Below are 10,360 nucleotides of genomic sequence, written 5' to 3' on the forward strand. Positions count from 1 at the left end.
TAGATGCCGTTCAAGGAAGACGAACGTCAATTCGGGGCGGCCGCGCGTCGTTTAGCGATGTTGGCTGTGCACAGGGGATACCATGCCATAGCAATCGGATCAGGGTTTGAGGCAAGCGAGAATTGCCATCATCGCGGTCCGGGTCTCCGCCACGTCTCGCACGGGGATTACGTCGATTCCGGCTGTGCGAACGGGATCATCGTTGCCACCGGGATAGATCGCGTCTCCCATGAACAGCATCGCCGACTGCGGAATGCCGGATTCCTCGGCAAGACGGCGCATTCCATAAGCCTTGTCGATGCCCTGGCGAGTAATGTCGATGGAGGTTGATCCCCCCACGTTGACGGACAGCTCGGGCAGTCGTGATCGAAGCGCTGCCTGCAGTGCCTTGCGCTTGGCGAAGTCGGGATCCCACGCTTTCTTTGCGTCGAGCGGCGCCTCCTGTCCAAGTCCAGAGAAAGTAATCTGGCTGCCGCGGTCCTCAATCCGCTCACCCCATGTCCTCTCGTCAGGAAGGCCCACTTCCCTTGGGGCCAGTTCAAACGCCTGAAGAATGCGCCTGCGCTCGTCGGGGTCGAATACATCAGCATAGACCGGCTTCCAGGCATCCGTGAAGCGGTAGAGCTTGGTGCCCGTGGTTGGCATGATGAATAACTGACGGAGGTCAGCTCTGACGGGCAATCGCGACACGACTTGTGCTTCGAACTGAGGCCAGTCGCCACCGGAGATCACCGCGACGCCGACGAGATCAAGCAGCTTGGCAAGCAACTCGGCCGTTTCTTGGCCTATAGGCTGTTTGCTCTCGGCCAGGGTGCCGTCAAGGTCGAAGGCGATAAGGCGCTTCATCGCGGGACTCCAATCAGGGTGCTGTCGCTCGGCGGATAGGCGGCGCTCGAGCGATCGGGTTCGATATTCTTCAGGCGGACGGTAACCGGTGCGACGGTTGCATCGAGGATCGCCTGCGCGATAGCCGGCTTTGACGGCCCTCCGAACGCGATGAACTTTTCCAAGATGTCGCGGCGGATCCGCTCTTGGCCAGGCTCGATCATCTCGAAGCCTCCATCAGGATGATATTGTCTATCGCTTGGGCAGCGCCGTCCTCCTCGTTCGACAGGGTCACCTGGTCAGCGGCGGAGCGGACCGCATCGGGACCCTGCCCCATCGCAATCGAGAAGCCGGCGCGCGCGAACATCGGCAGGTCATTACGCTCGTCGCCGAGCACGGCAACGTTGGCGAGCGGTACGCCGATCGCGGCTGCCAGCGCGGCGACGCCATCGCCCTTGTTGGCCTGGGGAGCGGTAATGTCGAGATAGTAAGGCTGCGAACGGCCGACAGTCGCAAACTGTCCGAGCGCTGCCGCGATCTCGCCGTCAAGTCGCGCGAGGAATGCATGGTCACCGCTGACGCCGACGATCTTGTCGGGATGAGCGAGCAATGCCGCGAAGTCGTCCTTGATTATCGGCTCGATGCTTGCCGCGCGTCGCTCGCGCGGAACATACACATCGTCGGTTGCTTGGGCATACCAGAGGCCGCCCGAGAACAGCCACGGCGTGACGGCCGGGTGCTCAAGCAGGGCGAGTGCTCGCGCGGCGCATTCGGGATCAAGCTGATCTGCCGAAACGACAGTCCCGTCGGGCCGGACGATCGTGCCGCCGTTGAAGGCGCCGATGACGCCTGTGAGCTCCAGCCGCTTCGCGATCCAGAGCATGCCGCTGGGCGGGCGGGCACTGATCAGGCTCACCGCAATACCAGCCGTCCTGGCCCGTCCAACCGCAGAGATCACGCCGTCGGAGAGGGTTTTGTCCTGGCGGAGGAGCGTGCCATCTATATCAGAGACGATCAGGCGAATAGGGTCGCTCATCCGAGGTGATGCCAGCGTCGATGCGAGCGGTGCATCAGCGCATCTGCACTTTCGGGGCCGGCGCTGCCTGCGGCGTATTCCTCGGGGGTGCCTTGCGCCCACAGATCGAGGAGCGGCTGCACGGCGCGCCAGCCGCCTTCGATCTGCGCGGCACGTTGAAACAGCGTCTGGTCGCCCGATTGCACGTCATACAGCAAAGTTTCGTAGCCGGTCTGGTGGCCCACGTCGAAATGGTCCCGGTAGCGGAAATCCATGGCGACCGGCGCAGTGTTCACGACGAGCCCAGGCCGCTTGACCACAAACTCAAGGCTGATGCCCTCGTCGGGCTGAATTTGCACCACAAGACGGTTGGGGGGCAGCCGGTCCACCACCGTCTCCTGGAAAAGCGCCAGCGGCACGTCGCGGAATTGGACGACGATCTCAGTATCACGGGTCGCCAGCGCCTTCCCGGTGCGCAGATAGAAGGGCACGCCCGACCACCGCCACGTCTCCACGTGCAACTTGAGCGCGGCGAAGGTCTCCGTGCGGCTGGCAGGGTCAACGTCGGGCTCATCGAGATAGGCGGAAACGGCCTTGCCAGCGATGGCGCCGGAGCAATAGCGCCCGCGAATTGCCTCGGTCGGGTCGATCGGGCGGATGGCGGCAATGACCTTCTCTTTCTCCGTCCGGATCGCATCGGCATCGAAGCTGATCGGCGGCTCCATCGCTATCAACGCCAGCAGTTGGAAGAGGTGATTGGGAACCATGTCGCGCAATGCGCCGGTGGCATCGTAGAATCTGCCGCGCGTGCCGACGGTCACCGCCTCGGCCGCCGTTATTTGGACATGATCGACGTAGCGGTTGTTCCAGACGGCTTCGATCATGGTGTTGCCGAAGCGTGTGACCATGATGTTCTGCACGGTCTCCTTCCCAAGGAAATGATCGATCCGGTAGATCTGGGACTCGCTGGCGCGGGAAAGGATTTGCCGGTTCAGCGCCTGTGCAGAGGCAAGGTCGGTCCCGAACGGTTTTTCGATCACGACGCGGCGGAAACCATCGGTCTCGTTGAGCAGCCCTGCATCGCCGAGCTGATTGACGACGGTCCCGAAGAAGGCCGGCGCGGTGGCGAGGTAGAAGATCGCGTTCCCGGTAAGTTGGCTGCCGAGAGCCTGATACATTGTCGAATCGGCGAAATCGCCCTTCAAATAGCGGATACGACTGCGGAGCCATGGCCAGTTGGCATCGTCCTTCACGAATTCGTCAAGCGCCTGGCGCAGCTGCTCGTCGTCGCTGTCATGATGGCTGACACCGACGAGCGCCATGTCCTCATTCAGCAAGCCGGCCCGAGCGAGGTTAACGAGCGCGGGTATCAGCAATCGGCGGGCGAGGTCCCCAAATGCGCCGAAGATAACGAAGGTAGCAGAGGGTGCAGTCAGAGCATCGCTCATTGCGGCATCTCGACATGGCCGCCGAAGCCGAACCGCATCGCCGAGAGCAGCTTGTCGCCGAACGTCGTGTCGACCCGGCTGCGGTAGCGCGCGAACAGTGCCGCTGAGAGCACGTAGGCAGGGACTGCCTCCTCCATTGCCGCCTCGATCGTCCAGTGACCCTCGCCGGAATCCGCGACCTGGCCCGAGAACTGCTCCAGCATTTGGTCTTTGGCGAGCGCCGTCGCGGTCAGATCGAGCAACCAGGACGAGATCACGCTGCCGCGGCGCCAGACCTCGGCGATGTCAGTGAGGTTGAGGTCGAAGCGCTCGTCTTCCGGCAGCTTGGCGGATGACTTGCCCTTCAGGATGTCGAACCCCTCAGCATAGGCCTGCATCAAGCCATATTCGATGCCGTTGTGAACCATCTTGACGAAATGGCCCGAGCCGGCTGGACCGGCATGGATATACCCCTTCTCGGCGCGGGTGTCCTCGTTGGGACCGCCGCGATCCGGCGTGCGTGCGATCGTCCCAAAGCCTGGTGCCATGGCCTCGAAGAGAGGATCGAGACTGTCGAGCGTCGCGGCATCGCCTCCGATCATCATGCAATAGCCTCGGTCAAGGCCCCACACACCGCCCGAGGTGCCCACATCGACATAGTGGAGCCCCTTCATGGCGCACAGCTTCGCCCGGCGGATGTCGTCCTTGTAGAAGCTGTTGCCGCCGTCGATAATTATGTCGCCTGGGGAGGCCAGGCCCATCAGCGTCTTGATCGTGCTCTCCGTCGGCGGCCCAGCCGGCAGCATCACCCAGAAAATGCGCGGGCTCTCCAGCTTGGCTGCGACCTCCTCAAGCGAAGCGGCGGCGGTCGCGCCTTCGCCGGCCAGCATGTCCACCAGCGGCGGGTTCCGATCGAAGGCGACGATCTCGTGACCGCCGCGCATCAGACGGCGCGCAATATTGGCTCCCATTCTGCCGAGGCCGATCATCGCTATACGCATGTGCTCATTCCTCAGTTTTGGGTCGCCGCGATGACAGCTGCGCGCAAGGTTTCGATGCCGCCGCCGTCCTTCTTGATGTGGACCCGCAGCACTGGCCGCCCGCGCGCAGCAAGCACGGCCATGTCGCCGCGCGCCTGCGCAATCTGAATGGTGCCGAAGCTCGCTTTCCTGCCTGGGATCGACAGATCGGGATGGGGATCGCGCGTGATCGTCAGAAACAACCCGCTCGCCGGGCCGCCTTTATAGGCCTGGCCCGTCGAGTGCAGGAAACGCGGCCCAAAACCCGCGACCGTCGCCACCGCCTTGGTAGCGCGCACCGCCACCCGCATCGCAGCCATTGCCGCCGCGTTCGCCTCGTCGCGCTCGATAAATCCGAGGAATCCGGCATAATGCCCGGGCTCCAGCCGGGCAAAGTGGAGCCGCAGCAGGTTCGCCGGATCGCCCGAGCCGAATCCGCTTTCGCCAGCAGCGTAGATCGCCAAGTCTGCGTCTTCCGCGATCGCAATCTCTGGTTCAAGCGCACTGGAAGCTTCATAAGCATCGACGAGCTTGCGCGTGGCGATTTTGGCATCCTCCACGTCGGGCTGGTCGAACGGATTGATCCCAATAATGGCGCTTGCAATTGCCGTCGCGATTTCCCAGCGGAAGAACTCCTGGCCGATCAAATCGCGTGAGGCGACCGTGATCCGGATGAGGGGATGGCCGGCCTGCTTTAGCTGCGCGAGCTTGCTGTCCAGCCCGTCCTCCGCGTCTCCTTCGAGGTGAAGATGCACGAACAGGCGATCGCTCCCGTAAACCTCCGGCGGTCCCGCGGGCTCAAGGTCGACCGGAATAATCCCCTTGCCTTTCTTGCCCGTCGACTCAGCAAGCAACTGCTCGAGCCAGGCCCCGAACGGTTCTAGTCCCTTGGATGCCAAGATGGTTAGCTTGTCGCGCCCGCTGATAGCCGCCTCGCCGATTATCACCCCAAGGCGCACGCCAGGGTTTGCTGCAGGAGGTGAATCGGCACCGCAGGCGAAGACCATTGGCTGGGTTTTCTCGTAGAAATCCTGGATATCGATGCCCATCGCGGCGGCGGGAACCATGCCGAAAGCCGACAGCACCGAATAGCGCCCGCCGACCGCGGGATCGCCTGCGAAGATATGTGCGAAGCCATCCGCCTTCGCGGTCTTGTCCAGCTTCGATCCAGGGTCGGTGACCGCAACGAAATGGCTGCCGTCCCGGCCGGCCGCTTCATAGAAATAGGCGCGCAGGAGCTCAGGCTCCATTGTCGATCCCGATTTGGAGGATATTATGAACAGCGTGTTCGCCGGGTCAATCGCTGCCGCGACCGTCGCGATCTGGCCGGGGTCGCTGGTGTCGAGCACGTGCAGCTTTGGGCTACCCTTTGCGCTGCCGAGGATGCGCGCGATCACCTCGGGGCCGAGGCTCGATCCGCCCATGCCGAGCAGCACCGCGTCCTTGAAGCCTTTGGCTTCTTCACCGAGCATCTTGAGCGTGTCTGGATCAACCTGCTCACTGCGGGCGGCGGCGAGCCACCCGAGCCATTTGCCCTCGTCCTTGCCGGTCCAGAGCGAGGCATCGCCCTTCCACAGCCGGCGCGGCCACGCCTCGGCGCGAGCGGTTTCGAGGCGCGTGGCGACAGCCTCCTGAAGTCCTGCCGGGAGATCGACTGCCATCAAGTTTTGTCGGCGGCCGAGGAACGCGGTACGCTTGCCCGCGACCGCGCCAAGCAGTGCATCCGCCGCATCGGCGAACAGCGTCACGCCCGCCTCGACCAACCCGGTGGTGACGTCGCCCAGTTTGAGGCCGAGACGCTCGGTTTCGGCCAGCACATGGAGTGCTTTATCCAGATTATCGGTCAGTGTGGCCAGGGCCGTGCCATGGTCACGGAACGCGTCCATCGTCCCAGGCGGCATCGTGTTGACAGTGTCGGGTCCGATCAGCGAGTCGATGTAGAGCGTATCGGGGTAGGCGGGGTCCTTAACCCCGGTTGAGGCCCACAGTAGTCGCTGCGGCATCGCTCCCCTGGCGGCCAGCGCCTGCCAGCGGTCGCTCGCCAGCATCTCCTGGAACCAGGCATAGGCAAGCTTGGCATTGGCGATTGCGACTTGGCCGCGAATTGCATTTAGAGCCTCGCTCTCCGGGTCGCCTTCCCTGACGCGCGCATCAATCGTCTTGTCGATCTGCGCATCGATGCGGCTGACGAAGAAGCTCGCGACGCTAGCGATCCGGCTGATCGCTTCTCCCTTCTTCACCCGAGCCTCGAGGCCGGCCATATAGGCCTCCGCGACCGCCTGATAAGCGGCGAGCGAGAAAAGCAATGTCACATTGATGTTGAGCCCATCCTCGATCAGTCGACGGATCGCAGGAATGCCAGCCCGTGTGCCGGGCACCTTCACCATCAGATTGGGCTCGGCCACCATCTGCCACAGTCGCCTTGCTTCCCCGATCGTCTCCTTGGTGTCGGTGGCGACATAGGGCGAAACCTCAAGGCTTACATAGCCGTCTTTGCCGCCGAGGCGGTCGTACACCGACCGCAGATCCGCGGCGGCTGCCTTGATGTCCGCCGTCGCCTCGCTTTCGTAGGCATCAGTGACGCTCGCGTCGGCCTTGCCGAGGAAGCTTCTGAAACCCTCGTCATAGGCGTCCCCATGGCCCATCGCCTTCTCGAAGATCGAGGGGTTGGAGGTGACGCCGGTCAGACCGTCCTTCTCAATCAGCTTGCGCAGCCCGCCTTCGTTAAGAAATTTGCGGTCTACGAAGTCTAGCCACACGGCCTGTCCCGCAGCACCAAGGTCTTTGAGAAGGCTGGTCATTTGTTCTTCTCGATCAGATCGCGCGCCACGGCGCAGATATTGTCGACGGTGAAACCAAATTTTTCCTGGAGATTGGCGAGCGGCGCCGAGGCTCCGAAGGTCTTCATAGTTATTGTCCCGCCGTCATGTCCGACATAGCGGTCCCAACCCATCGACCCGCCCTGCTCGACGGCGAGCCGCGTGCGCACCGCATCGGGGAACACGCTCTGGCGATAGGCGTCGTCCTGCTTTTCGAACAAGGACCAGCTCGGCAGCGAAACCACTCGCGATCGGACGCCTTCGCCCGATAACTTCTCGTGGGCGGCCACCACCATCGGCAGTTCGCTGCCGGTACCGATAAGGATGATCTCGGGATCTCCGCGCTCGGCGTCGCCAAGGATGTAGCCGCCTTTCTCCAGCCCGTCGGCGGATGCATATTTACGCCGATCGAGCGTCGGGATCGCCTGGCGCGAGAGGATCAGCGCGGTCGGCTCGTGGCTATGGCTGAGAGCGACCTTCCACGCTGCCGCCACCTCGTTTGCGTCGCCCGGCCGGATCGTGTCGAGCCCGGGGATGGCTCGAAGCGTGGCCAGATGCTCGATCGGCTGGTGGGTTGGCCCGTCTTCGCCGACGCCGATTGAATCATGCGTGAACACGAAGACGACCGGCAGTTCCATGATCGCTGCCAGCCTTATCGGCGCGCGCATATAATCCGCGAAGACTAGGAATGTGCCGGTGTAAGGGCGCAGGTACGATAGCGCCATGCCATTGGCGATCGATCCCATTGCATGCTCGCGCACACCGAAGTGCAAGTTGCGACCTGAATGGTCGTTCTTCCCAAACGAAGCCGCCCCCTGAAAAGTCATGCTAGTCTTGGTCGAGGGCGAGAGATCCGCCGCGCCGCCGATCAGCAGCGGCACGTGCGGTGCGATTGCGTTCAGCACCTTGCTGCCGCTGTCGCGCGAGGCCAGCCCCACGGCATCGGGAGGGAAGGTAGGGATTGCCGCCTGCCAGCCGCTCGGCAGCTTGCCCTGACGCAACAAGGCCATCTCGGTGGCTTCGGTGGGAAAGCTCTCGCGGTACCGGGCGTACATCGCTTCCCATGCTTCGCGCGCGGGCCGACCTCGACCGGAAACAGCATTGCGGAAGGCCTCGGCTATGCCATTTGGCACAAGGAACTTGGCTTCTTCAGGCCAGCCATAGGTCTTCTTGGTCGCACGGACATTGTCCTCGCCCAATGGCTCGCCATGCGCCTTCTCGCTGCCTGCTTTTGGGCTACCCCACCCAATTACGGAATGAACGACAATGAAAGTTGGCCGATCATCGGTAGCACGAAAGGCGTCAATCGAGCGGGCAAAGGCTTTGGTGTCGTTGGCATCGTCGACATGGATGACGTTCCAGCCATAGCCCTCGAATCGTTTGCCGACATCCTCGGTGAAGGCGAGCTCGGTCGAACCTTCGATCGAGATATGATTGCTGTCGTAGATCCAGCAGAGATTTGACAGGGCGAGATGTCCGGCGAGTGATGCGGCCTCACTCGAGACGCCCTCCATCATGTCGCCGTCGCCGCACAGCACATAGATGTTGTGATCGAACAGCTCGAAACCGTCGCGGTTGAAGCGCGAGGCAAGCGCCCGCTCGGCAATCGCCATGCCGACCGAATTACCGCACCCTTGGCCCAGCGGACCGGTGGTCGTCTCGACACCAGTAGTCATGCGGTATTCGGGGTGGCCCGGGGTCTTCGAGCCGAGTTGGCGGAACTGCCTGATGTCGTCGAGACTGACTGCGGGCTCGCCCGTCGGCTTGCCGTCAGCGTCGATCTCCTTGATCCCGGCCAAGTGCAGCACCGCATAAAGCAACATGGACGCATGGCCGATCGACAAAACGAAGCGATCACGGTTCGGCCAGTCGGGCATATCCGGATCGTAGCGGATGAAGTCGCGCCAGAGCGTGTAGGCCACCGGCGCCATCGCCATCGGCGTGCCCGGATGGCCGGAATTGGCCTTCTGTACGGCATCCATCGCCAACGTGCGGATGGTGTCGATCGCGAGCCTTTCGAGCGCTTCGTCCTGTCGGACCAGCTGTGTCGAAGCCGTGTTCATGAACTTGGGCCTCCTCGGGAGACATTGGGCGTGGGTTGGCTTTCGTATCCGGGATTTGTCAGAAGACATGTTTGGTGCATGCAGACCGTTCTGGATGGCGAGTCGTGCGTGAGTTGGTGGACTAGCCAACTGGCAGCGCAGATATCCGCCGACCGGTTTCCGAGGACTGCGCTTGGTGCATCCGACCCGACCATGATGTCGGGCTTGAGCGCGCTTGCTCCGCTGTTGGCGAGGGCAAGGCCTTTGCGAGCACCTTTGATGGCGTCCTGGGCCGTGCCGACGTCATTCGACATCAGTGCATGGTGAAGCCGCGCCTGCTCGGCCGTTAGAAGCTCGGCACCCGATCCCAGGCGATTGAGCGCTTCGTCACGTACTGCGCCCCGTGCCTCGTTGAACAGCTTTGGCCAGTCCATCATCGGCGGATGAAAGGGCTTAGCGCCCATAGGCCCGCAACAACCGGTTGGTGCCGCGCCCATTTTGGCTCCCAGTGACGGCCCCATCATCTGCTTTATCATAGCGGCCATCGGATTGCCCGAAACCGGCATGGCGGATGGCGCGCCACCACCACCACTCGGGTGGCGTGAGGCATGGTCAACCGCGGACGTCAGCGCAACTGCGCTCATCATCAGCGGCCGCGACAACGTGAGAGTATTGATGTTGCTGCGCGCGTGCTTCATTTGGGCGTATTTCTACATGTCATCCTGCATGGGCATCGGTTTGTCTGCGGCCGGCATCGGGGCGCGCTTGGCCGCTGCAGGCTTGGCATGGCGACGGTGTTTGGCGTGCTTCGATTTGGCCATCGGCATTTTCTTCATGCCGCAACAGCCAGGCTTGCCCTTCGCCATTGGAGGCGTGGCCGAAGGCATTTGCATCCCATCATTCATCGGCATTCCGGCCATGCCGTCATGCTTCTCCATCATGCCACCGGCCGGCATCCCGCCACCGCTGGCAGACATCGGGGGCTGGGGCGAAGCTTGCCCGGTCGCTTGCCCCTGAGCAGCGGCGATGCCTGGCAGCAGCAGGATGGCACCGGCGATTGTTAGCGCGCGCAAAGAATAAGAACGTCTCTTGGTCATGGTAGATACTCCGTTTGAGTGAGGGTCGTGCGGCTGAGCGGAACAGGAAAGTGTCATAAGGCACTGTTTGGCTCGATACAGCGATAGATGGTGGCCGGGTGAACGTTGAAGGTCCT

General features: G+C 62.6%; 9 protein-coding genes. All 9 read right to left on the reverse strand.

What is annotated here, in order from left to right; genetic code table 11:
- Positions 1–99 precede the first annotated feature (99 nt).
- Entirely contained in the window at positions 100–846 is a 747-nt protein-coding gene (locus FHS92_RS16720) for an HAD-IIB family hydrolase (protein ID WP_184081824.1), read from the reverse strand.
- Positions 843–1,049 (reverse strand): hypothetical protein, encoded by a 207-nt coding sequence (locus FHS92_RS16725; protein WP_184081825.1) that lies wholly within the window; start codon positions 1,047–1,049, stop codon positions 843–845. Before FHS92_RS16725 ends, FHS92_RS16720 begins: the two co-directional genes overlap by 4 nt.
- The gene (locus FHS92_RS16730; RefSeq protein WP_184081826.1) at positions 1,046–1,861 is read right to left on the reverse strand and encodes a Cof-type HAD-IIB family hydrolase; all 816 of its coding nucleotides are present in this window, start codon (positions 1,859–1,861) and stop codon (positions 1,046–1,048) included. Before FHS92_RS16730 ends, FHS92_RS16725 begins: the two co-directional genes overlap by 4 nt.
- Positions 1,858–3,288: a glucose-6-phosphate dehydrogenase gene (gene zwf, locus FHS92_RS16735; RefSeq protein ID WP_184081827.1), complete on the reverse strand. Its 1,431-nt coding sequence runs from the start codon at positions 3,286–3,288 to the stop codon at positions 1,858–1,860. The genes FHS92_RS16730 and zwf overlap by 4 nt, the downstream gene beginning before the upstream one ends.
- Positions 3,285–4,268, reverse strand: a complete 984-nt coding sequence (gnd, locus tag FHS92_RS16740; protein WP_184081828.1) for a phosphogluconate dehydrogenase (NAD(+)-dependent, decarboxylating) — start codon at positions 4,266–4,268, stop codon at positions 3,285–3,287. The genes zwf and gnd overlap by 4 nt, the downstream gene beginning before the upstream one ends.
- 11 nt (positions 4,269–4,279) lie before the next feature.
- On the reverse strand, positions 4,280–7,087 hold the full coding sequence (locus tag FHS92_RS16745) for a bifunctional transaldolase/phosoglucose isomerase (RefSeq protein WP_184081829.1): 2,808 nt from the start codon (positions 7,085–7,087) through the stop codon (positions 4,280–4,282).
- The gene (tkt, locus tag FHS92_RS16750) at positions 7,084–9,168 is read right to left on the reverse strand and encodes a transketolase (RefSeq protein ID WP_184081830.1); all 2,085 of its coding nucleotides are present in this window, start codon (positions 9,166–9,168) and stop codon (positions 7,084–7,086) included. The genes FHS92_RS16745 and tkt overlap by 4 nt, the downstream gene beginning before the upstream one ends.
- The gene (locus FHS92_RS16755) at positions 9,165–9,845 is read right to left on the reverse strand and encodes a hypothetical protein (protein WP_221231123.1); all 681 of its coding nucleotides are present in this window, start codon (positions 9,843–9,845) and stop codon (positions 9,165–9,167) included. The genes tkt and FHS92_RS16755 overlap by 4 nt, the downstream gene beginning before the upstream one ends.
- Positions 9,846–9,857: 12 nt before the next feature.
- Positions 9,858–10,360, reverse strand: a 503-nt coding sequence (locus tag FHS92_RS18170) for a hypothetical protein (protein ID WP_221231124.1), incomplete at its 5' end; no start/stop codon positions are given.

It is taken from the genome of Sphingobium subterraneum, assembly GCF_014199435.1.
Lineage (GTDB): Bacteria > Pseudomonadota > Alphaproteobacteria > Sphingomonadales > Sphingomonadaceae > Sphingobium > Sphingobium subterraneum.

What these genes read in the sequence shown, in the direction of transcription:
- tkt (WP_184081830.1), bottom strand. Translation starts at nt 9,168, where the DNA reads ATGAACACGGCTTCGACACAGCTGGTCCGACAGGACGAAGCGCTCGAA.
- zwf (WP_184081827.1), bottom strand. Translation starts at nt 3,288, where the DNA reads ATGAGCGATGCTCTGACTGCACCCTCTGCTACCTTCGTTATCTTCGGC.
- FHS92_RS16755 (WP_221231123.1), bottom strand. Translation starts at nt 9,845, where the DNA reads ATGAAGCACGCGCGCAGCAACATCAATACTCTCACGTTGTCGCGGCCG.
- FHS92_RS16720 (WP_184081824.1), bottom strand. Translation starts at nt 846, where the DNA reads ATGAAGCGCCTTATCGCCTTCGACCTTGACGGCACCCTGGCCGAGAGC.
- FHS92_RS16730 (WP_184081826.1), bottom strand. Translation starts at nt 1,861, where the DNA reads ATGAGCGACCCTATTCGCCTGATCGTCTCTGATATAGATGGCACGCTC.
- FHS92_RS16725 (WP_184081825.1), bottom strand. Translation starts at nt 1,049, where the DNA reads ATGATCGAGCCTGGCCAAGAGCGGATCCGCCGCGACATCTTGGAAAAG.
- gnd (WP_184081828.1), bottom strand. Translation starts at nt 4,268, where the DNA reads ATGCGTATAGCGATGATCGGCCTCGGCAGAATGGGAGCCAATATTGCG.
- FHS92_RS16745 (WP_184081829.1), bottom strand. Translation starts at nt 7,087, where the DNA reads ATGACCAGCCTTCTCAAAGACCTTGGTGCTGCGGGACAGGCCGTGTGG.